A 21,558-nucleotide genomic window follows, 5' to 3' on the forward strand; every position below is an offset into this window, starting at 1 on the left:
TTATCCATCCAGTAACGGATGCATTTGTTGCGGACAAATTGAGCGGTTTGAATCGCCTCATTGATCGCTGAATATTGAGTTGTTTTTCCTTGACCCTTAAACTCAAAAACCAGCATTTGACGTGGAAAACTTATGCATCAATATTGTAGCACATAGTAGCACATAAAAGTCGTCCTGGAAGGTGTTCCTGAGCATGTCGAATGACGAGGCTTGAGACCCATTTTTTCGGTCAAGCGCGAGGGAACCGAATCTTGGTCTGACGTACCCGAAGTAGAATCCTTTCAAGAGATATCGTTTGTCTCCTAAGTTCGTAGTTGCGATGCGAGCGCTATCAGCATTAATCATTTGCATCAAACCGAATTGGCTTTTAGACCGCCTTGTACCCTCTGCCTTTATCCCTGTTTATTCCTGCTGGATCATCCACACCAAAAAGGCTAAAATTTGCTCAACAGGTGGGAGGGGATAAACAATCAGATCAATCGTAACGGTGGTATCTTCCAGTTGAATAAATTGCCACTGGTTGCCATTACTAACTGTACCATAGATATATTGAAGTGGTTTTTCCTTAGCGATATTAAATTTCTGGGCAGCCACCATTTCTGCCACACATTGACCAATTCCCGATTTAAGGTTGGCTTGTTTCGCCTCCACAATCACAACCGCTGGGGCTTCAATGTCTAAAAGTTCGGGGGAACGACTGATCAGGAAGTCACAACGTCCATTAAGTCCCAGTGATTCATCGACAGTAAAGTCTTCGCCAGAAAATAAACTAATTTGACGGTTCAAAATGCGCCGCACTTCCACTAAAACTGGGCTAATAATTAATTCAGATCTGGCTTTCTCACTTCCTGTCGCCACAGCGAGAGGTAGATTTTCGTCCAGAATAGCGGCTAAGATAGAACTGGGTTGAATTGGGTCAATTTCCGGCAAAAATCTGATGCCTTCGGCTGTCGTGAGATTGAAGCCTTCTTTGGCTTTAGCAAGTGTGGTGAATTGACGGTATGGCATGATTATCCTATCTGATCAAATCAATGCTTAAACCAACGGTGTCTAAGTTTAGAATTACTGGAGTTGAAGTAATCATTGCCATGCCATAAACCCATAGAATACAGACCCGTTGAACCTTGCATATCCTCTCATATTAGCAGATAGGAGTTAGACTCGCGATCGCACGGACAACCCGAACTATTCTTTTAGGTTGAATCGGCTAATAATGAAGGTCTGCGATCGCCAAGACAGGGCGACCCGACCTAATTGAATGGAATGGTGTTGTTGATTAAACCAAGCGGGTCGCCCCTACAGGAAGATGATCGGGGTTTTGGTTCTAGTATCCGATCGCCCAATCGTATCTATCCCGATCCAAGCAACGCGATCGCACGTTTCCCCCTTATCCCCTAACGTCTTCCCTCTCCCAGGAAGACGGGGAAGCATCACTCCCCAGTCTACCCTGTTTATTTCTACCACCTGATTGAGATAAGCAAAACTTTTAGTCTTTACGCTTACGTTTTAATCATTTAAAGTTCATCAAATTTAACACAGGCAGAAAACGTCAGGGGTCAATCCTGATTTGATCGGGGTTTGAGGTTGTAGTACAATGTTAACTTAATCCTGTATTGTGCTAATTTTATGGCAATTTTTTAACCCTAAACGCTTCAAATCCTTATAAATACGTTATTTTATCCCCTATCGCTGCGGCAAACGTGAAACACGACAAGCATCTTACATTACCCAATTTTCTCGACTCAGACCGAGGTAAATTTGACAAAAAAGCCTTTTTATGCATCTGACGTTTAATTAAAAAGGGACAATTGGGGGGAATAGGAATGCAACTCAGCAGGAGTTAGAGGAAGTGCGATCGCACCGCGACTCAACCCAAATAATTCTCTTTATACAGTTGCGCGGTCTTCGCTTTAAATTGAGGACAGGGCGACCCGATCGCATTGAATAGAGTGGTGTTGTTAATTAAACCAAGCGGGTCGCCCCTACAGGAAGGAATTTGACCGATATCCTGCATTAGACTTTTTATCAGGATAAACGGTTAACCCACTGTTTTTGAAACACCAACCATTTTTCCATAGCTTCAGAATTAGAGTCTACCCCTTCCTGCAATAAAATTACCCCATCCTCAAACCCAATAATGCCATACTCCTGCTTTGCCGTTACCCGATCAATTAGCGATACCAGCGACTTCAACAGTCCTCGTTCCTGATCAAAAGCTACCTGATATTGCTGCAATCGCCAAAGGTCAGCAATAATATAATCTACGTTAATAACCTCTTGCTGATCATTGCGTAACCTTAAATCCGGTAAGCGGATAATTTCACGGCGACTAGAGAGATGAGGAATAATATAAGTTGTCGCCGAAACACTGGCATCTGGTGGAATTTGAGCAACTAAAGGACGCATTTGTTGCACATGGTTCCACTGTTGGGGTAATGAGATATGTACCCACGGATCAAAGGAATCCGGTAGCATAAAATAAAAGGCACGATTTAACGCCGAAGCACTGGATGTATAGGAAAAAATAAGCGTTAAAGTAAGACAAAAAATCCAAAAATATCGAAAGCGCGATCGCTTATATAAATCTTGATGCTGTGCCCACCAAAGAATCGCCCCATAAAACAACCCTGGCACCACCGTCATCGCATAGCGAATATTAATCGCCAGTACCGATTCTCCCTGACCTAAAAACAACTTAAGTAAGGGAAATCCCGCTATCATCCAAGACGCAGGTGAAATCGCTGGTACAAACGCCAACGGTAACCATTGCCCCAATAAATAATTCAACGTGCGACCAAAGGGTGTCACTAATTCCACCAACACTCGTCCCGGATTACTCACCATTCCCCAGATAATCTCTAAAGTAGACGCTTCATCCCCTGAAGCATATTGACCGAATCGTTCCATCATAAACCGCTGGGAAATATCCTCGGAAAATAACGGCATAACCAGATTCGTCAGTAGAATTATATAGCCAAAACTCAAGCTACAAACCGCTAACCCAATCCGGGGATATCGACGACTTAGGATTAGGTAAACTCCCACACCAAATAAGCCGATTCCTGCATCTTCGCGCACGGCTAGAAGTAACACAGCGAATAGGCAAAACAGCCACCAGTAGCGTTTTTCCATCGCTAGTAGCAGTCCGAAAACAAATAGGGGAATCTGGGAAATATCGTGAAAGTTGGATAAAGTAGGACCAATAATTGCATTCGCGCAGTAAAAGCTAACCGTAATCATCCCAGCTAAGGTTGGTTCCAGATACTCTCGTGCGAGAACATACAACACCAAACCCGCCGCCGTGACCAATGTTACCTGCAATACCGTTAACGTGGCGGGTGTGGGAAATAAAGCATACAGGGGTAACCAAAGTAACAACGCTGGCGTAAAATGTTGTCCTAAACGATGATAATCCACCCTGGGAACCTCTCCCTGATGAACGACATTCGTCGAAAGTTGGGAGGATAAGGAACTCTCAAAAAAACGTCCGTGCAGGTTATTCCAGAAGACTTGATTAAAAATACCTTGGTCGTAGGAAGAGTAAAAAGTATAGTGTCGATGTAAGCCTAAAATTAAAGCAATACAAAAAAAAGCGAGTGCCGCCTTAATCGCTAACCTTGATAGAGATACCTGAGAAAATTTCAATCGCATCATAGTATGTCCGGCTGTATAATTTGTCTATCATACCCGTAGTTATTTCCCAGAGAACATTATCCTAACGAAGGACAAAGGACAAAGGACAAAGGACAAAGGACAAAGGACAAAGGACAAAGGACGAAGGACAAAGGACAAAGGACAAAGGACAAAGGACAAAGGACAAAGGACAAAGGACAAAGGACAAAGGACAACTTAATTTTGCTACCATAGCGAGAGTCCCCTTGCTGATTGTAAGATGATCAAGAGAATTCCCTTAAGCTTAAGCTTAGGCTTGTTGAGTAGCATCCTATTCACAGGCAATCCAGTTAATGCTGATATACCCCTAACTCCAGTCTCCACTGCATCCTCAACGGTTCCCCAAACCATTGCCCAAGCCTCCACCTCTAGCAATGTCAAGCTGTTACTCGAAGACTTACCTGAGGGGTTCCAAGAACTTCCCCCCGAATTAGCCGCCTCACTTGCCTCTCAATTTAGACTGTTAACCCAGCAATTCCAGGAAGCCAACCTGAACCCAGAAAATTTATTCGCCTTTGTCAATCCCGAAAGCTTCCAAATTGTTCTAGGATTTACCAGTCCCCTATCTAGCGAACAAGATTGGGTAAACTTTGATACCACTGTACAACAGTTACAGCAACCCGAAATTCAACAGTTACTGGTTAGCCAACTGAAGCAACGATTGCAAGGAATGGGAGAAATCAATGTTCTGGAATACAAACCCCTCCCAGAATTGAATAACTTTGCAGATACCTCAACAGGCTTTACCTTAGGCATCGATATGGAAGGAACCCCCTTACAATTAGACATGGCAACCTTTCGTCGAGGTGGAATGGTTGCATTTACAGGGGTAATGTACGTAAATGGACAAATGCCATTAATTCAAGTTGGCGATGTTGCCCAAAAGCTTGATAGTCGTCTTGTCCAAGTTTCGGCGCAATCCTATCCTGCTAAGTAGGTGGGGACAATTAAAGTTAACGGTGGGGATTCGTCATTCGTCATTCGTCATTCGTCATACTCGAAGAGCGAGAAGCAAGCTACGTTTATGTAAGGGTTTGAGGCTTTTTAACATAACTTCATAAAGTTGAGTTTATTTCCACCAACCTACTTAGTTTAGCCAACTATCAGTTTTAAATCCTCAACCTACAACGTAGATATACACCCACCTGGCGTATATGTAGGGTTTGCTGCACAACCCAAAAACCATTAGCCATCAATACTTTGAGTAGCATTGACATTGGCTCATCTTCCAGGAAAGAGAATCAAACTCATCAAAAATCTTGCACCGCTATCAGAAAAAATGTACCCCTTGCTCCCCCAGCTCCCCCTCACCACAGCACTTATTCAGCAGCCCCTATGTAGGGGCGGGTTTCACGACTATCTTTTTGGTTGCACAAGGGATGTGACTAAACCCGCCCTGATTAGGTGTCATCGTTCAATTCTCTCCCTAATCCACTTGCGAAAAGCTCTTAAAGCCGCACTTGAACCTTGCGTCAAACTCATTTGGACAAACTGAGAAACCCCCTCAATTATGGGGAAATTCTCAAAAGTAGGACTCAAAGAAGACTCAACATAATCACCCGCTTGCAGTACATTAATTTTTAAAGTTCCCTGAGAAAACTGCCATAACTCCGGCACTCCCAAAGCGGCATAAGCACTCAGTTGTGTTTTGGAAGTAACATCAACCTCAATGGCTAAATCAGGGGGTGGATCTACCGTTAAATCTAATCGTCTTTTGCCAATCATTAAACGATGATTTTGAATATAAAAACAATTATCTGGCTCGATTCCTGCTGCCATATCCTGGCGCTTGAACGTCGTTGAACCGTAACATTCGCGGTCAACCTCCAATTCTTCTAGCAAAATCTTTACCATGTCACCAATAAGTTCTTTATCAAACTCATGTTCTGGTAATGGCATCCTAATTTCTAATTGATTGTGATAGTAAGCTACTCTAGTCGCTCGTTTTTCACCGAGTTCTTGCAAAATATTATCGAATTTTGACCAGTTTACATCAGTCAAAATAATCCGCTGTCCTAGAGGAACACTTAACTGTTTGAGTTGTAATGTTACCATTTATAGTTACCTTCAGGTTAACCTGCTTCTAAAATAACAGAACAACAGATTCAATCATGGATATTTGACCAAGGACAAAGGACAAAGGACAAAGGACAAAGGACAAAGGACATAAGACAAAGGACAAATAACCATTACCGCTCAAAACTGTAGATTTTTTGCGTGGTTAAATGTTCAAATACACGGGAGGGACACTGACTCAGTGAGAACATTTGCCGATCAAGCTGAACTTGTAAACTAAGCAGGGGATCGACCCCAGTAGACACTAGAAATTCTAGACGTCCCAGTTGCGACCAAGTGCTGAGAGTATCTAAGATTTTCGCGATCGCAACGCAGTAAGGATGATGGCTATCCTTGTACCAGTCGGGTTCTGCCAGATTAGCTTGATCAAAGCCCAGGTGAACGATTAAAGACGGTTTCCCAAATAGTGCGATCGCCACCGGACGGGCTTCTTCCTGTAACAATAGGTTATGGCTTGCTGCTAAATGTCGCAGCTTTTCCAGTCGTTCATACCGTTCTGTCACCGGTTGCGGCGCATCTAACCACTGAATTCCCACGGTAACTAAATAGGTTTGTAGCAACAGATGCCCCAGTTTCTGAGCCTTGGTGGCTAAATAGATCGAATTATAGTCATTCGCTTCAATCAACAGGGGAACCCGATCAACCACTTCAATCCCATATCCCCTTAATCCCGCAATCTTACGCGGATTATTCGTAATCAGGCGAATTTTTTTAACGCCAATATCATTAAGCATCTGGGCTCCCATCCCATAGTTCCGCAGATCCGCCGGAAATCCCAAGCGTTCATTCGCTTCCACCGTATCCAGTCCCATATCCTGGAGGGAATAGGCTTTCAGCTTATTCACCAAACCAATCCCCCGTCCCTCTTGGCGCAAATACACCAGTACCCCTTGACCCGCCGCCTCAATCATTTTTAACGCGGCTTCGAGTTGCTGACGACAATCACAGCGTAGGGAACCCAAAGCATCTCCCGTGAGACATTCTGAGTGCATCCGTACCATCACCGGTTGGTCTTGGAACGTGTCCGGATCACCCTTGACAATTGCCACATGTTCTGTTTTGTCTAAGGTATTGCGATAGCCATAAATTTTAAACGTGCCAAACTCGGTCGGCAATTTAGCCACCGTTTCCCGGTAGACGAAGCGATCGTGTTGCAGGCGATAACTAATTAAATCGGCAATGCTAATCAGCTTGAGATTATGCTGTTTAGCATACTGAATCAACTGCGGCAAACGCGCCATCGACCCATCGGGATTTTGGATCTCACAGATCACCCCGGCTGGGTATAAACCTGCCAATCGCGGTAAATCCACCGCCGCCTCCGTATGACCCGCCCGCTTAAGGACACCCCCTTCTCTAGCGCGGATCGGGAAAATATGACCTGGACGACGTAAATCACAGGGTTTAGTCTGGGGATTAATCGCAATTTGGATCGTTCGCGCTCGGTCTTCTGCCGAGATCCCGGTTGTCACCCCCAAATGGGATGCCGCATCAATACTAATCGTGAACGCCGTTTGATTGCTATCGGTATTTTTAGTAACCATTAACGGCAAATCGAGGGCATCGAGGCGTTCTCCCCTCAGCGCCAGACAAATCAAGCCCCTGGCTTCCACCGCCATGAAATTAATCATATCTGGGGTAGCAAATTGGGCAGCGCAAATTACGTCCCCTTCGTTTTCCCGGTTTTCATCGTCAACCACAACCAAAGCGCGACCGGCTTTGAGATCGGCTAGGGCTTCATCTATCGAGTTGAATTCAAACAAAACAGTTTCAGGCGATTCCACGTCAAAAGCGCGAGTGCTAGATCCTTAAGATTTATAGCGTGAGTTACTTTTTGATTGTATCCCGTTTATCTGGGCAAAGAATTCACAGATGCAAGAGTTCCCCAAGAAGGGCGGGTTTAGTTAAGTTATGGGTTTGTGCCAAAGGTTATGGATAAAACCCGCCCCTACAGATTGGCTTCCCCAGCTTCCAGATGTTCCACCGGAACGTCTCTACTACCCCCTCTCCCTCATCTGTGACTGTTTCAATGCGGCTTTCGCTTGTTGCCAAAGCTGCTCTAATTCATCCAGGGTATACTCAGACAAGGAACGAGTTGCGATCGCTTCCATCCCCGATAGACGCTGGATAAACCGCTGGTTGGTGTCTTGCAGCGCTGTGGCTGGGTCAAGATTATACCAACGGGCGACATTAATTAGTGTAAACAATAAGTCCCCCAATTCTGCCTGCTGTTGCTCTTTCCCTTCCTGGGCAATTGCCTGATGGAATTCGGCTAGTTCTTCGGCGAATTTTGCCCAAACCCCATCCACATCATTCCATTCAAATCCGGCGGCGGCGGCTTTCTGAGACATTTTCATCCCAGCCATTAAGGGGGGGAGTTTCCGGGCGTATTCCTGGAGTTTGCGACTCAACCGTTGCGCCTCGGCTGGGGTTTCTCCTTTTTCGGCGGCTTTGATTTGCTCCCAATTGTAACGGACTTCTTCGGCATCTTGCACATTGACATCACCGAAGACGTGAGGATGACGACGGATCAGTTTTTCGGTAATGCCATCCGCCACCTCTTTTAGAGTAAAGTCACCGACTTCGGCGGCTATTTGGGCTTGTAATACTACCTGAAGCAGTAAATCACCCAATTCTTCGGCAATGGCTTGGGGATTGCCACTGCGAATGGCATCCACAACTTCATAAGCTTCTTCAATCACATAAGGGGTCAACGTCTCCGGAGTTTGGGCAAGATCCCAAGGACATCCCCCATCTGGCGATCGCAACTGGGCAACCACATCGATAAGCTGTTGTAGGGCATTTGTCATTTGTCCTTTGTCATTCGTCATTTGTCTTATGCCTTATGTAAGGGGTAAAACCGTGTTGCGCGTCCAGACACTCCAGGGATTAGCATGATGTGTCCATGTGGCTTCATCCATCTGAAACAGTTGAGCAATTTTGTTTTCTAGAGTCATGGTTGTTAGATCCCAGAAGCGTCAAGTTCGTCGATTTGAGGTTCGCTTGCGTTTGGTGGATTTGCGCGGCTTTTGCTGGCGACGCTGGTAGCGCTTGTAGGTGGAACTCGTCCAATCACTGAGGGAGTGGAGGATAGCGCCAAGTTCTAAGCCGATAAATAAGGCAATCCAGTGGGTTTGATAATCGAGGAGCGATCGCGTGATGTGGTGTTTCAATTCTTCCCCAGTCCAGGGTACAGCCTGGAACAAGTATAGAATCACGAATCCGATTCCCGCTAGGGCGATGATCCAACTCCCCAGATAAAGGATACGAATCGTAGTCCCCAGGATAAAGCCGTGGGAAAAAATAGAACGGTGGCGCATCACCTTTTGGTAGGGTAGCCAAATCCAGCGCAGCCACCCCCAGCGTTTAAAGGGGCGTGAGTAGAGATCTAAGTCGGGACTGAACATGAGTCCACTAAAAAAAAATCCTCCAGATACGATCAGGGTTAAGTCCCCATTCCTAGTCATGATGCGGGTTACAGCGGTTACAAGGGGGAGGCTCCATAAGGTAATGCGATCGTGTATTTGACCAGAGGGCATATTTTCGGTAATTTCGTGTTAACCTAAGTAAGTATGTTACATACATGGGCGGTTAGCTCAGCGGTAGAGCGCCTGCCTTACAAGCAGGATGTCACTGGTTCGAATCCAGTACTGCCCATTTTTTTTGTACAACACTTGTAGGGGCTTGGTTACCAAGCCCCTACTTGATGGGAACCCGGTGTACTGTTTTGATATAATCGCCTAACTTACCCACCCAGTTTTCCCATGCCACAAGCGTGTATTTTAGCTCACTTGAGTCACACATCCTCTGTGCCGAACCTGATCGCCTCTGAACCCACGTTAAGCACGGTTTTAATCGGGATTGCGATCGCGTTTGGATTTGGTGCGGTTCATGCCCTCTCCCCTGGACATGGTAAAACCCTCGTCAGTGCCTATTTTATTGGTTCTCAAGGCACGCCACAACAGGCGGTTTTACTGGGATTAACGATAACTTTTAGCCATACACTGAGTATTTTTCTCTTGGGTGCGATCGCGCTGTTTGCGTCTCAATACGTTTTGCCTGAACAATCCTATCCGGTGCTGAGTTTCGTGAACGGGTTAACCATTGGTATCGTCGGATTGAGCCTGCTGAGAAAGCGGCTGCATTCCCATTCCCATCCCCATTCACACACACACGCCCACTCACCCACTAGCCTTTCATCTCTGGTTAAATTAGGGATTGCGGGGGGATTAATTCCTTGTCCTTCAGCATTGGTGATGTTATTGAGTGCTGTGGCTCTGCACCAGATCAGCTATGGGCTATTTCTGGTGGGCGGGTTTAGTCTGGGGTTAGCATCAGTGTTAGTTATTTTGGGTGTCGTCGCCATTTATGCTCGCCAGTGGCTGGAGCGATTGCCACAAACGGATCAAGTGTTGCAGAAGTTATCCATTTTGAGTGCGATCGTGATCATGGTCATTGGCTTTGGTATAACTGTTGTTTCAGTCACTACCTCGTTATGAGGCAAAATCAATCACAACCTTTTCACAGATATCAAATGAAAGTAAAACAGTTCTTTGTTGTCCTACTGGTACTTGTCAGTCTTTTGGGCTTTCCCAGCCAAGCCTTCGCCCATGGTGTAGAAACAAACTATAACTTAAACATTAAGTCCCTGGAACTTCAATCGCTGTTCAGCACAGGAGAAGCATTTAAAGATGCGCCTGTGATTGTCCATCCTCCTGCGGGTTCAGACTATGCACCGATTGAAGGAAGAACAAACGAACAAGGGATGTTTGTTTTTGAACCCGACTACTCCGTCAGTGGAGAGTGGGAGGTGGAGATTGGTGAGGATAGTCATTGGGATATGTTAACGATTCCGGTGAGCGATCGCGGAATTGATGTCGAGGCGATCAGCCAGATTCAGGAGGATCATCCTCACCATCATCATTATCTTGCCAGTCAAATTATTGTCGTGGTGCTTGCCATTGGTTGTGGCATTGGTAGTCAATTTATCAGCCATAAATTCAAGGGTTAACCTCGTAGGGGCGCACAGACGTGCGCCCACAGGTAGAAAAACAGGCGATCGCATTTTTGACTTGTAACGAACAATGATTCCAATTATTATCCCACAAACCCTAAAAGTTACTCAGGAGCAGTTTGAAAAACTCGCTGCGGCTAATCGCGACGTGCGACTCGAACGAACAGCTATAGGAGAATTAATTATTATGCCACCCACTGGGGGAATTACCGGAAAACGGAATATTGATATAGAAGGACAACTGTGGTTTTGGAATCGCCAGACAAAACTAGGGGTTGCTTTCAACTCTTCTACTGCATTTCGGCTTCCTAATGGAGCAGATCGTTCTCCTGATGCATCGTGGGTGAGTCAAGAACGATGGGATGCTTTGACACCCAAACAACAGGAAGCATTTCCGCCACTGTGTCCGGATTTTGCGATCGAATTGCGTTCTAAGAGTGACAATATGGAACCTTTACGCAAAAAGATGCAGGAATATTTAGACAATGGGTTGCGTTTGGGGTGGTTGATTGATGCGAAGAATAAACGGGTTGAGATTTATAGACCGAATCGGGAGGTTGAGGTTTTAGAGTCACCGAATAGCTTATCAGGGGAAGAGGTTTTACCGGGATTTGTACTGGATTTACAGGTGGTTTTGGATGGTTAACATTTATTTTTATATACCAGCCAAAGTCTCCTAGCATGAGACTGTTAAAAACATCATTATTAAAGAGCAGGGTTGTTGGTAAAATAAATTAAATAAAGGCAGTAGTCACCGATCAAGGTTTCAAATTTTTTATGGGATCAACGTGGAGATATTAAGACGATGAATATAACCCTAACACCAGAAGCGGAACGATTGATTAAAGAAAAGCTTAAAAGCGGTCAATATCAAACGGCTGATGAAGTAATTCTTGAAGGTTTACAATTATTAGAGCAGCGAGATCAACACTATAAAGTGTGGTTAGAAGAAATTACTCGCCAAGTAGAAGTTAGTCTTCAACAGCTTACCCTTGATGAAAAGACGGATAGGGAAGTTGTGATTGCTAGACTGCGGGAGCAAGTTATGAGTGAAGCTTTAGATCCCTTCGTTATTGAGAAACTGAAGGGGCTAGCTCAGAAACACCAGCGCTCACTGCCAGCCGAGTTAACGTATATTATAGAAGCAGCTATTCAATCCCAAATCCTTAAGCAAACTGACACAAAATCAATTCCTAAAACACCCGAAGAGTTGGGCTGGTCTCCTGGTTTTTTTGAGAAGACAGCAGGAAAGTGGCAAGGGGAACCATTGACACGAGGGGAACAAGGAGAATATGAGCAGCGGCTTTGGGAACTTTTGTGATTTATCTGTTAGATACGAATACGTGCATTCTCTATCTGACTCGTCGAAATTCAGCAGTTGTTGAGAAATTGATGACTATTCCACGGCAAGACATCGTGCTGTGCGATACAGCGCTTTCCTCTGCTATGAGGTACAACATCAATCTAGCAGTTTGAGGGATAGCGGGCTAATACTGTACTCCATAAGAGCGCGAAGCGCTGTATTGTCAAAGCTGAACTCTATTATGGTGCTTATAAAGGTACTCGCCTGGAGAGTAATTTGGCGTTGTATCAGGAGTTTTTCAGCGAGTTAGTCAGTCTTCCTTTTGATGGCAATGCAGCAGCAGTCTACGGGCGTATCCGGGCGCGACTAGAAGCTTTAGGGACTCCTATTGGTCCGAATGACCTTCAGATTGCAGCAATTACTCTTGCCAACGACTTAATCCTAGTCACCCACAATACCCGCGAATTTAGTCGTGTCGAAGGGCTACGCCTGGAAGATTGGGAGTTGTCTGTGTGAAGTGTTCGCTACTGTCGCCGCCGGAGACGCGATCGCACCAACAACTGACAAAGATTACAAGCTAGCTTCAAACAACTGACCAACCAAAAACGCCTTATTCCATAATTACTTTGGGGACTCTATTTGAGTCGGTTCTCCAATTTCACCACTACCAAAATTATCTATCATGAAATCTTTAAAAGCTTCAGCACGATCAATGGTAGCGAAAGAAGCAACTTGTATAGATAGATTATCTGTTTCTTCCCTGGTCTTTTTCCGAGCATCTTGACAAAAACTTGAAGTGACCTTAATCAAACTATTCTCGCTGTAATCAATGTAAACAGGATAGAAATTTACAGGATATACATTTGGGTCTTTGGGCAAAGGATCACCACATACAGCTTTTGGAAAAGATTCCTTATAAAAGGGATTTTCTATTTGACCTGGATTCACTGGTAAATTTTCTGATGGTTTTCTTGAGTTATTTGGTTGCTCTGGAGAAGTTGGAGCTTGCACTATATCAGGCTCAGACAGATTTGACTTTATAGTCGTTGCTACAACGATTATCAACATCAGTAAGCTTCCACCCCCTACGGCAAGTAACCAAGGAAGGATTGCTGCCCACCGTAAAGCAGATTTCAAAAGACTTGAAATAGTTTTTACTTCATTATCTGAAACATGACTCCACTTCCGAAGAACAAAAGTCATCATATCCCGACGTAATTGGTAATGCCAAAACGCTTTAGGCAATAGGTTGCTGATAGCTGGGCGATAGCGTTCTGCATTCTTGGTTGCCAACCATGGCACTAACTTGTTGAGATAAAAACCCGACTTAGATTGACTAACAATAACAGGATCAACCCAACTCTCTCTTGAGTACAATTCTTGCTTTGATTGTCGGTCTTGTATCTCCTGAATTTTTTTCTCTTCTTCTTGATCTAGCACCTCATAAAACTTCACTTCTGTGTCTTCTGCAACTTGTTGAGCCACAGGTTTTGAATTATCCTTTAGCCAACGAAACATTGCCTCTTCTACAGCAGTTCGAGGACGCTGATTGAGATCCCTCCAAATCGAGTAGCGATGACCGTTGATTTCAATCTCATCATCCCCATTTGAAAGGTTTTCACGCTGTTTTAGATAAGTTTCACCTAGTATATAGACGATTTCTTTACGCTCATTGGATTTGACCTCAGCAACTAAATCCTGTAACAGATCTTCGATTTGCTCAAAGTATCGGATGGTTAGTAATTTAATGGCAATTAAAACAACTTGGCGGATGAAAGAATATCGTTCGCGTTGAAGGATATTTCGTAAGCGGTGAAACCCTTGGTCAGGGGTAAATGGATTAATTCCTTCATCATACCGAATTTGCCCATAAGTTAATGCTACAGTTCCTAGCAAACAATTATATCGTGTAATTTTTATACCAGTAAAATTTATGGATCTACTTGTTGAGCATTCGCTGATCCACAACTCTAGCGTTCTCAGAACTTCTTCAGGATTTAGTTGGTAAGTGAATGCTAAACTCCTGCTAATTGCTGGAATTAAGTCTAGTTTCAGTGTAAGGTCATGAAGCATATCGCGCAATTGGACAAGATGTAACGATGCCACTCTAGGTAAAGTATGGTAACCAAAGCGATCGCGGACTAAATTATTTGGATCTTCTGATAGCTTTTTGAGTAAGTCATACAGTTTTGGGTGAAGTTGATTAGGGGGGTCGTATAGAGCCGCGTAACTAACTGTTAGAGCAATAGTAGCTCGAATATAGTCTTGTGGCTCCTTCGTTGTTTTCTCATCCTGATTAGTCAGGATACTTTTTAATTGGCTAATTAAACGTTGATCATTTTGCCAATTGTGAAGCGTTTCAAATAGTTCCTGTTCACGGTTATAGTTTGGGTCACGCCAGCGTGCCATTGCGTAGGCAGCTACTGCTTGAACTTCTAGTTCTTCATCTGCAGCTAAATGGCGTAAGGTGTCTTGTATAGCAGTAGGAGAAATCCAACCAATATCGCTTAGAGCTTCACCTAAGACAAGGCGAATTTGCTCACATCTTGCTGAGGTTCCATATAATTCCTGTTCAAAAGACCTATTAGCTACCGAATTCTGAACTAGAGTTTCTATTGTAGCTAGTGCAGCAAGAATTTGCCTGCGATGACTAGACCAGGCTACTTTAAACAACATTCGGCGTTGTTGGGGAAAGCAACCTTCAACTTTTGCTCGATCAGTCTCTGTGTTTATCGGATTTAAATTGAAAAAATTGCGGAGATTATCTAAATCGCAGTAATCAAGAGCGCGTAAGGATGGATCACGCTTCTGCCAAACGTTTTCTACAATTTCTTCTAGCGCGGCAAAGAACTGATCATCAAGCAAACCTGTAAAAAAGTTTAATCCCAAAGCTAGCAATTGTTCGCGAGAATCCAATATTTGATAGAACCAATTATTTAATGCCGTTTCGTTATTTTTAATTTCTTTAATCAATTCAATGACTTTTGTTTTCTGGGGTAATTCCTGGTTTTTATCAAACTCTTTAGCCAGAAGTTGTACAAAACGAGCAATTTTGTCTGGAGTCTGTAACTGTTGAGCAACTGTGTGGACTGTCAAATTTCCAATACATTGATCTTCAGGTTCAATATTTTCATTCAGCAATACCTGCTTTAAAGATTCAGTCGTATTATTCAGCGCCTGAACAAGAGCCTTAACTAAACTGTTTTGATCATAGAGTTCTGCCCCTGACAAGTTTTGCCAGAATTCAGTGGTTTCTGGAGATAGCTTCCAACTTTCAATAGGTATATCTGTGGTTATTATGACATAATGCTGTCTCGAAACAGCCATCTTATGAATTCGGGATAAATCATAGCCAATATTTTGAGGCGAAACCTGATTTAAAAGAAAAATTGTGGTTTCTTCGGCTTTTTGGAGTTCCACATCAATACTTTGTGGATCAGAACTGCGCTGCCACTCTAAGATAGGTAGTTTTTCATATCCACGGTTGCTAATATGCCATGCAAAGTACCTCGCTAAACTAGGCTTATCGATATCATTTCCTCCACCGAATGCCAATATTCGCTTTTCTTGAATAAATCCGAAAAACTTTTGAATGATACCCTGACTAGGGCTAACAAAATTAGGAGACTCAAATTGTTCTAGGCTTGGCTCGAAAAAGTCGGGCTTTTGTAAATAAGTATTTTGAGTAGTATTCCCTATATTAAAAGTGCTGCTATGACTGTCAATGACTTCAACATTTCCGAAAGAAGCTCCTCTCTGTTCATATAAAAAGGTAGATTTATCACTCATGATTTTAGCTTCCTTAATTTAATTTGGGAGAGAGCTTGACTTTTCTCTCTCAATTTTGAGTAGTGTTTCCTATGCTGAAGGTGCTACCATGACTGTCAGTAACTTTCACATCTCTGAAAGATGCTCCTTTCTGAACCTTCTCACTAGCTGAGCGAATTTTCCTTTCCGACTCAGATGGTTGCCTTTCCTCTGTCAGCTTATTAATATCGAGCTTCGCTAAGATTTGGAAGGCAAAAGCACTAGCGTGTCGTGCAGCAATTTTTTGAAATCCAGCATCATCGGCATTGCTCTTATCCTCAATCAGATCTGAGATACCACGAATAATTAACGCATTGATTTCCGGGTTGGCGCGGAGAGCTTTAAGAACACCGTGGCTCTCCATCTCTACTGCTAGCGCATCACCATAATTTTGACGTAGCTGCTGGTAAACTTCAGAATGGGTTGAAGCCACTACTTTGTCACCTGCGGCTATAGCTCCAACCCAAGCTTCCGGTTCCAAGTCCGAACTAGAACCTTGAATCCTCTCTAACCATTCTTCCTTTCTAGCCTCAGCCTTAGCTCGCTGTTCCAAAGGATAGCTAACTTGGCTAACATTAGGTCTTGGCTGGAAAGTTTCGACAACTTTTCCCGACTCGTACCCATAAACTTTCGTTGCGGCTACCACATCACCAAGTTTGACATCCTTGAGTCCACCTGCTACCCCAACGAATAGGATAACGTTCGGCTGGAAATAGTCGATGGCTCGTTTAGTTTCTACAGCCGCCTCAGCAATGCCTGCACCCATTTCCACAATTCCAACTTGCCATGAGCCACCATTGGATGAGAAGTTTCCTCGTTCGTAGATGGTTCCTTCCGGGTGCGTCTCTTCCTGGAGATCGCTCAAGTGAGCGCGAACTGCTTTATATTCGACAGGAATAGCCGTGAGAATAACAGCGCAAGGCATCATGACAATCTAACTGTGGAGAGGGTACTAATGAAATTGTCTATGAATCCCATGTTATCCCCAAGTTATCCCAAACGGGAACTGGTTTGTTTAACGAAATATTAAGCAGAGGCAGAAAAATCATGACTAGAACCTCCCCAGATGGGTTTAAAGCATCCCTAGAACGTATCCTGAAGCGATACCAGGGTGCGATCGCGATTATTCTCTTTATCATCGGTTTAGGGTTGCGTATACTTGCCATAGACAAAACTGATGCTTTCTGGAAAATCACCGGAGATTTAGGGACGTTCTTAGCGGCTGCTATAGCCATTCCCTTTATTTACGAAAGCTCGATCAGAGCAGTAGACCGTCAAATCTTCCTCAGTGATTTGGAAAATACTCTAGAAAAAAAGCTGACCACAACTCAAACTAGCTCACCTAGAGTTTATGAAATTGGGAGGCTACCTTTGCAACAAAAGGTGGCATTTCTTCAAGAAGCGAAACGAGAGGTAGTTCAAATCGGCGTTGCTTTAAGTAGTTTTACCAGTTACTTTGAACAGAGACCCTTCTCAGAGTGCAAACAGCCTGTAATGGAATTACTCCAAAGAGGCGTAAACTTCAAAATATTAATTCTAGATCCCGACAGTGAAATAGCTAAAAACTATGCTAATGATAGAGGAGAGCCAAACTTAGTAGACAAAATACGTCAGTCTCTCATCACTTTAAGCCGCCTGAGAGATGAGTTTAGGGCAGCGAGTTTGCCCGGTAGTTTTGAACTTTATCTTTATTCCCACTTTCCCTATGGCAATGTGATTATGGTTGATCCAGAAGAGGAAGATGGATGTGCATTTATATCTCATTATCTGCACGGAACCAAAAGAGCAGATACACCTGTTTTTGAAGTATACAAGTCATCCAACCCCATGCTTTTTGAAAAATACCGATATTTTTTGATAAAAATTTTGGGAGATAGTAGAAAATTATAGTTGTTATAACCCGCGAAGGCGGGTTTTGTCTGTGTAGCTGCGGTTTAAACCGCCCAGCTTGATTAATGGAGACTTACACACCCCTTGATTAACTGGCAATTTCTTCAAGTGTTTGCTCAGTCATAAACAGCCGATCCTCTAATTCAATATCGCTAATGCCCAACATTTCCGCTACCCGCCGCATGGATAACTTGTCTGCTAGAACAGCACGATAGGCAAGTTCGAGGAAGATTCTGGGTAAACGTTTTTCCAAGGGAAGAAAGCCCTCTCCACTCTCAAAGTAAGAACTATAACCCAAGTGTCTAGATAAATGTGCGGGCTGAATCTGCTTAAAATCTTCCTGAGAACCTGCAAGTTGATGTTCCCAATCCAATCGAACTAACATTTCTTCATAGCTAACGCCGAAATAGTGCGCTAAATGCACAACTTCCGCCGGATGCCTAACCCGTTTTACTCCCAGACTATGTAAACGTTCCTGCAATGCGGCTGAAGGAATCAGGAAATAGCCAGCAAATTTCTCAGCAAAACATTCCAACGGGTTAGTATCTCCATGGTGACAAAGAATAGCATATTGGTCATGTTGATAGAGACAATGAGCTAGTCCATGAGCCAAGCTAAAAGAGCTGCGAGTATCAGTCTGGGTTTGGTTAATGGCAATAATATTTCCCAGTTTAGAATGAGACAAAAATAGCCCAGAGATAGCATTTTGTTCGTTGCCAAAGGGAATAATAAATATCATTAATCCCTGAGCCTCTAAGAAGCTTCGTAAATTAACTAGAGGAGCCATTCCCAAGTTGTAGTGATATCGAGCCTTTTGAGCCGCCAACACCGCCGTCTCAGTTTCCGGCAATAGGCGATTGGCAAGAGGAGCAAAAGGTGGGTGATAAACGCCAGGAAAAGGAGTGTCTGTCTGAGTATAGAGTTCCTCTAGGGCATAAATTTTTTCAATCAAACGGGCAATTCCAGCTTTACTGGAAGCAGAAATAGTTTCAGAATTAAGCCGTAATGCTTCTTCCCAGTCGGATTGAACGGTTTCTTCGCCAAACAGCGATCGCAGGGGTACTCCGTAAAGCCGAGATAGACGCTCTAAGGTAAAAGCATCCACCCGACGCTTCCCGCTCTCGTACTGGTTTAGAGCCGCCGCCGTGACATCTATAACTTGAGCGGCTTCAGTTTGACTGATTCGAGAACGCTCACGCGCTAGCCGCAGGCGCTGACCTAGAATTTCGTAATTCATGTTCATGTGTTGAACCCCATCTGACTTTGCCCGATATTCTTGAGGCTTGGGTGCAAACGAAGAAGCCACCGCAAGCAGAACTCGATACCCTCATCCAAGGCATGGCTAACGCTCAATTTAGGTTGAAACGGAGCTTTGAAGAACGACTGCGACAGCGATTATAGCGTTTCTCATCAGGATAGATACAGGGGGTGAGGGGGGTGAGGGCGCAAGGATGGTGCCCCTACATTCGCCTATTCTGTTAGTCGCTTTCTCAGGCTGGATTCGATTACTAATGGCAATTTGGCAGGAGAGTGCGATCGCACGCCCCAATTTTCTGGCATCCTAGAGATGGTCAAGAGTCCCCTAGAAAAGCTTCATGCCCCTTTCCCACTGCACCACAAAAGAAATCCCACCAGCATCTCAACCCACAGACGTTGATTGGTGTAGAGGTTTTGCTGCATGAAGCCAGATAGCAAGTACCAGCCACTCCTGGAATTTCTGCAAGAGAGCAATCAAGCGGAAGTCATTCTCACCTTTGCAGAAATCGAGAAACTCATGAATAACACCCTACCCGACTCAGCACACAAAAAACGGGCATGGTGGAGCAATCGCAGCAAAGGCGCACTGCAAGCTTCTGCTTGGATGGAAGCTGGATATCGGGTTGAGGATGTGGATTTTGAGCAGCAACGGGTGACATTTCGCCAACCTACGGCTAAACCCAAAGTTCCGCATCTGGGTGACAGTGTGCTATGGAATGCTCAACTCATTAAGGCACTACGTCGCTATATGGGTTTAACTCAGGCAGAGTTTGCCCAAAAGCTTGGTGTACGACAGGCGACAGTTAGTCAGTGGGAAAACAGCGCTTATGAGCCGACTCTCGCTACATCTAAGTATTTAAGCCTGATTGCAGAACAGGTTGGATTTCACGTCATAGAAGAAGACTAGAACACTCAAACAAATTTCCAGGAGGGTATTTACATATTGATGCTCTACCGCATATATTATAGATAGGTATTGACACAAAAATTCGGTAAAGCATCTATCTAACAGTAAAGCCATGCAACCTATACGCCATCGCATCAACCCCAAAACCTTCGTTATCACCCTTGGGCAAATCGCCAAACACCTGAACATCCCCCAAGAGCGTATCCTCAACTGGGAAAAATGGCATAACGTTCTTTGGGTACATATCAAAGGAATCGGCGGTTACTTCGTCAGCTACCGTCAAATTGAACAGTGGATTGCCGCTTGTCGCACGCTTATACGCTACTCTCCCCACCTCGACGCCCTCGATCGCCTGTGGCAATCAATCTGCATTGAAGCCCAACGCTATACACCAGAGGCGTTATCCCGACTCGAAATAATCCACCAGCAGCGATATGTCTATTTATCCAACCGCTAACAAACCTAAATGTGTCACAAGCCAGCACCAAGTTTCCGACGCTTTCTGCCGACTTGTGACTACCCCATAAACGGAGACTTTTTCCATGTTAAAACCAAATTGTCCCCCTGGTGAACTCACCTACCAGCAAGGCTATCAACAAGCGTTAGAAGATTTCGCGATCGCGAAGCGTGTGCGAAGCACGTATCGCATCTCTGTTCACCCACCTGCAAACCTACTCTGACGCTGACTTTGATGCTTCTTGGGTGAACCTGACCCCATCGGAACTCGACAGCCTCGCCGCAATCCTAATCCGAGACTTAACCGCCAACCTGAACGGAAACGCGATCGCACTTTATCGATGGCGCCCTACGTCACGGTAGCACTGATTTACTTCCCAGCTTCAGTTTCCGGCGATTTCTTTTCCCATCAATTCATCTACCCGCCAACTTTCCCCAGGTCAAACCGCCTCGTTTTGGAGACGGAGACAAACTGAAATGGACAAGCGATCGCCAAGATAATCTTAAATCACCAGACTGGGGGATTGCGATCGGCAGATTCTACAGCTTTGCGCCCCACCACTGTGCTTGGACATGGTGCTACCTGATTTGGCTAGACCAACATTCCCCCAGTTCCCAGTGGACGGTGGCTGATACGGCTTGGGAAGACGATCTCGAACCTTTGGAGGAAGTCCGATGAGGAGTCCCCGTCCAATCACTGAACGCGAACTCACGTTAATTGACCTCTACGGCTACTGTCAACTGGGAATGACGCCGCAACAGTTTTATGCCAAATGGCAGGTGAATCATGAAACCATTGCTTTTATCTGCGATCGTTCCATGTCTACTGTGGCAAGCTGGTTTAGAAGAGGTGGCAACTACCGCCGTCCTCAACAAGCGAGATTTGCGTCATCTTGCCTTGATGGACTTTGTGCTAGAACGTTATGAAGATATTCCGACTGAACTGTTAGATTGGCTTTGCCCTCCAGAGTCTAATCTATAGACAATCTACAATCTTAAGTAAAGGGCGACCCGACCCAATTGAATGGACTGGTGTTGAACAAAAGTTGAGCGCAGTCCCCATCTAAAATCGCAAGATTTAGGTGGGGGACTGCGAAACACTAACAATTTTGGTAGAATTCCGACAGGTACGGCGGCATTTATTTGTTCGGCACGACCTACAGAACCTAGAAAACT

Annotated in this window: 21 protein-coding genes, 1 tRNA gene and 4 pseudogenes; 13 read left to right on the plus strand and 13 right to left on the minus strand. The window is 44.5% G+C overall.

Annotated elements, in window-relative coordinates:
• The 3 genes and pseudogenes from RIG27_RS00935 to RIG27_RS00945 all read right to left on the minus strand — a co-directional run.
• A pseudogene (locus RIG27_RS00935) lies at nucleotides 1–116 on the minus strand (transposase); the annotation flags it as partial.
• Between the two features lie 286 nt (nucleotides 117–402).
• Nucleotides 403–1,008, minus strand: a complete 606-nt coding sequence (locus RIG27_RS00940; protein WP_446341592.1) for a hypothetical protein — start codon at nucleotides 1,006–1,008, stop codon at nucleotides 403–405.
• A gap of 1,017 nt (nucleotides 1,009–2,025) precedes the next feature.
• Nucleotides 2,026–3,651: a DUF2079 domain-containing protein gene (locus tag RIG27_RS00945; protein ID WP_446341630.1), complete on the minus strand. Its 1,626-nt coding sequence runs from the start codon at nucleotides 3,649–3,651 to the stop codon at nucleotides 2,026–2,028.
• 241 nt (nucleotides 3,652–3,892) lie between these two features.
• On the opposite strand from RIG27_RS00945, the gene RIG27_RS00950 reads away from it, so the two are divergent.
• Nucleotides 3,893–4,609: a hypothetical protein gene (locus RIG27_RS00950; protein WP_446341594.1), complete on the plus strand. Its 717-nt coding sequence runs from the start codon at nucleotides 3,893–3,895 to the stop codon at nucleotides 4,607–4,609.
• Nucleotides 4,610–5,079: 470 nt separating this feature from the next.
• Here the strand turns inward: RIG27_RS00950 and RIG27_RS00955 are convergent, their stop codons facing one another.
• From RIG27_RS00955 to RIG27_RS00975, 5 genes and pseudogenes are all read right to left on the minus strand, one after another.
• Nucleotides 5,080–5,727 (minus strand): Uma2 family endonuclease, encoded by a 648-nt coding sequence (locus RIG27_RS00955; RefSeq protein WP_446341596.1) that lies wholly within the window; start codon nucleotides 5,725–5,727, stop codon nucleotides 5,080–5,082.
• A gap of 134 nt (nucleotides 5,728–5,861) precedes the next feature.
• Nucleotides 5,862–7,532, minus strand: a complete 1,671-nt coding sequence (gene ribBA / locus RIG27_RS00960; protein ID WP_446341598.1) for a bifunctional 3,4-dihydroxy-2-butanone-4-phosphate synthase/GTP cyclohydrolase II — start codon at nucleotides 7,530–7,532, stop codon at nucleotides 5,862–5,864.
• A 213-nt stretch (nucleotides 7,533–7,745) separates the two neighbouring features.
• On the minus strand, nucleotides 7,746–8,558 hold the full coding sequence (mazG, locus tag RIG27_RS00965) for a nucleoside triphosphate pyrophosphohydrolase (protein WP_446341600.1): 813 nt from the start codon (nucleotides 8,556–8,558) through the stop codon (nucleotides 7,746–7,748).
• A 39-nt stretch (nucleotides 8,559–8,597) separates the two neighbouring features.
• Nucleotides 8,598–8,705, minus strand: a pseudogene (locus RIG27_RS00970) (DUF6653 family protein); the annotation flags it as partial.
• Between the two features lie 21 nt (nucleotides 8,706–8,726).
• Nucleotides 8,727–9,287: a metal-binding protein gene (locus RIG27_RS00975; protein WP_446341602.1), complete on the minus strand. Its 561-nt coding sequence runs from the start codon at nucleotides 9,285–9,287 to the stop codon at nucleotides 8,727–8,729.
• Between the two features lie 46 nt (nucleotides 9,288–9,333).
• On the opposite strand from RIG27_RS00975, the gene RIG27_RS00980 reads away from it, so the two are divergent.
• The 6 genes and pseudogenes from RIG27_RS00980 (at nucleotide 9,334) to RIG27_RS01005 (ending at nucleotide 12,581) form a co-directional block, all read left to right on the plus strand.
• Nucleotides 9,334–9,405: transfer RNA gene (locus RIG27_RS00980), tRNA-Val, on the plus strand.
• 107 nt (nucleotides 9,406–9,512) lie between these two features.
• Complete coding sequence (locus tag RIG27_RS00985) at nucleotides 9,513–10,247, plus strand: nickel/cobalt transporter (protein WP_446341604.1); 735 nt, start codon at nucleotides 9,513–9,515, stop codon at nucleotides 10,245–10,247.
• A 35-nt stretch (nucleotides 10,248–10,282) separates the two neighbouring features.
• A complete protein-coding gene (locus RIG27_RS00990) occupies nucleotides 10,283–10,759 on the plus strand; it encodes a hypothetical protein (protein ID WP_446341606.1) in 477 nt (158 codons plus the stop codon).
• A 73-nt stretch (nucleotides 10,760–10,832) separates the two neighbouring features.
• A complete protein-coding gene (locus RIG27_RS00995) occupies nucleotides 10,833–11,408 on the plus strand; it encodes a Uma2 family endonuclease (RefSeq protein WP_446341608.1) in 576 nt (191 codons plus the stop codon).
• 159 nt (nucleotides 11,409–11,567) lie between these two features.
• Nucleotides 11,568–12,083 carry a ribbon-helix-helix domain-containing protein gene (locus RIG27_RS01000; protein ID WP_446341610.1) on the plus strand — a complete coding sequence of 172 codons (516 nt, stop codon included), beginning with the start codon at nucleotides 11,568–11,570 and terminating at the stop codon, nucleotides 12,081–12,083.
• Nucleotides 12,080–12,581 (plus strand): annotated as a pseudogene (locus tag RIG27_RS01005) (PIN domain-containing protein). The gene RIG27_RS01000 and the pseudogene RIG27_RS01005 overlap by 4 nt, the downstream one beginning before the upstream one ends.
• A 105-nt stretch (nucleotides 12,582–12,686) precedes the next feature.
• On the opposite strand, the gene RIG27_RS01010 reads toward RIG27_RS01005, so the two are convergent.
• Both RIG27_RS01010 and RIG27_RS01015 read right to left on the minus strand, forming a co-directional pair.
• A complete protein-coding gene (locus tag RIG27_RS01010; protein ID WP_446341612.1) occupies nucleotides 12,687–15,854 on the minus strand; it encodes a HEAT repeat domain-containing protein in 3,168 nt (1,055 codons plus the stop codon).
• A gap of 49 nt (nucleotides 15,855–15,903) precedes the next feature.
• Entirely contained in the window at nucleotides 15,904–16,800 is an 897-nt protein-coding gene (locus tag RIG27_RS01015; protein ID WP_446341614.1) for a 5'-methylthioadenosine/S-adenosylhomocysteine nucleosidase family protein, read from the minus strand.
• A gap of 119 nt (nucleotides 16,801–16,919) precedes the next feature.
• On the opposite strand from RIG27_RS01015, the gene RIG27_RS01020 reads away from it, so the two are divergent.
• The gene (locus tag RIG27_RS01020) at nucleotides 16,920–17,762 is read left to right on the plus strand and encodes a DUF5919 domain-containing protein (RefSeq protein WP_446341616.1); all 843 of its coding nucleotides are present in this window, start codon (nucleotides 16,920–16,922) and stop codon (nucleotides 17,760–17,762) included.
• An 88-nt stretch (nucleotides 17,763–17,850) separates the two neighbouring features.
• On the opposite strand, the gene RIG27_RS01025 is transcribed toward RIG27_RS01020, so the two are convergent.
• Nucleotides 17,851–19,005, minus strand: a complete 1,155-nt coding sequence (locus tag RIG27_RS01025; protein ID WP_446341618.1) for a helix-turn-helix domain-containing protein — start codon at nucleotides 19,003–19,005, stop codon at nucleotides 17,851–17,853.
• 20 nt (nucleotides 19,006–19,025) lie between these two features.
• Between RIG27_RS01025 and RIG27_RS01030 the strand changes: the two genes are divergently transcribed.
• The 4 genes from RIG27_RS01030 to RIG27_RS01045 all read left to right on the plus strand — a co-directional run bounded on the left by RIG27_RS01030 (nucleotide 19,026) and on the right by RIG27_RS01045 (nucleotide 20,745).
• Nucleotides 19,026–19,163, plus strand: coding sequence for a hypothetical protein (locus RIG27_RS01030; protein WP_446341620.1), 138 nt, complete (start codon nucleotides 19,026–19,028; stop codon nucleotides 19,161–19,163).
• Nucleotides 19,164–19,440: 277 nt separating this feature from the next.
• A complete protein-coding gene (locus tag RIG27_RS01035) occupies nucleotides 19,441–19,926 on the plus strand; it encodes a helix-turn-helix domain-containing protein (RefSeq protein ID WP_446341622.1) in 486 nt (161 codons plus the stop codon).
• Between the two features lie 112 nt (nucleotides 19,927–20,038).
• On the plus strand, nucleotides 20,039–20,383 hold the full coding sequence (locus tag RIG27_RS01040; RefSeq protein WP_446341624.1) for a hypothetical protein: 345 nt from the start codon (nucleotides 20,039–20,041) through the stop codon (nucleotides 20,381–20,383).
• Between the two features lie 170 nt (nucleotides 20,384–20,553).
• Nucleotides 20,554–20,745, plus strand: coding sequence for a hypothetical protein (locus RIG27_RS01045; protein WP_446341626.1), 192 nt, complete (start codon nucleotides 20,554–20,556; stop codon nucleotides 20,743–20,745).
• 140 nt (nucleotides 20,746–20,885) lie between these two features.
• On the opposite strand, the gene RIG27_RS01050 is transcribed toward RIG27_RS01045, so the two are convergent.
• Nucleotides 20,886–21,095 carry a hypothetical protein gene (locus tag RIG27_RS01050; protein WP_446341214.1) on the minus strand — a complete coding sequence of 70 codons (210 nt, stop codon included), beginning with the start codon at nucleotides 21,093–21,095 and terminating at the stop codon, nucleotides 20,886–20,888.
• On the opposite strand from RIG27_RS01050, the pseudogene RIG27_RS01055 reads away from it, so the two are divergent.
• Nucleotides 21,058–21,364, plus strand: a pseudogene (locus RIG27_RS01055) (helix-turn-helix domain-containing protein). The gene RIG27_RS01050 and the pseudogene RIG27_RS01055 sit on opposite strands and share 38 nt — an antisense overlap.
• Before the next feature lie 5 nt (nucleotides 21,365–21,369).
• Here RIG27_RS01055 and RIG27_RS01060 read toward each other — a convergent pair.
• Nucleotides 21,370–21,558, minus strand: a 189-nt coding sequence (locus RIG27_RS01060) for a hypothetical protein (protein ID WP_446341628.1), incomplete at its 5' end; no start/stop codon positions are given.

It is taken from the genome of Coleofasciculus sp. F4-SAH-05 (genome assembly GCF_040222985.1).
GTDB lineage: Bacteria > Cyanobacteriota > Cyanobacteriia > Cyanobacteriales > Coleofasciculaceae > Coleofasciculus > Coleofasciculus chthonoplastes.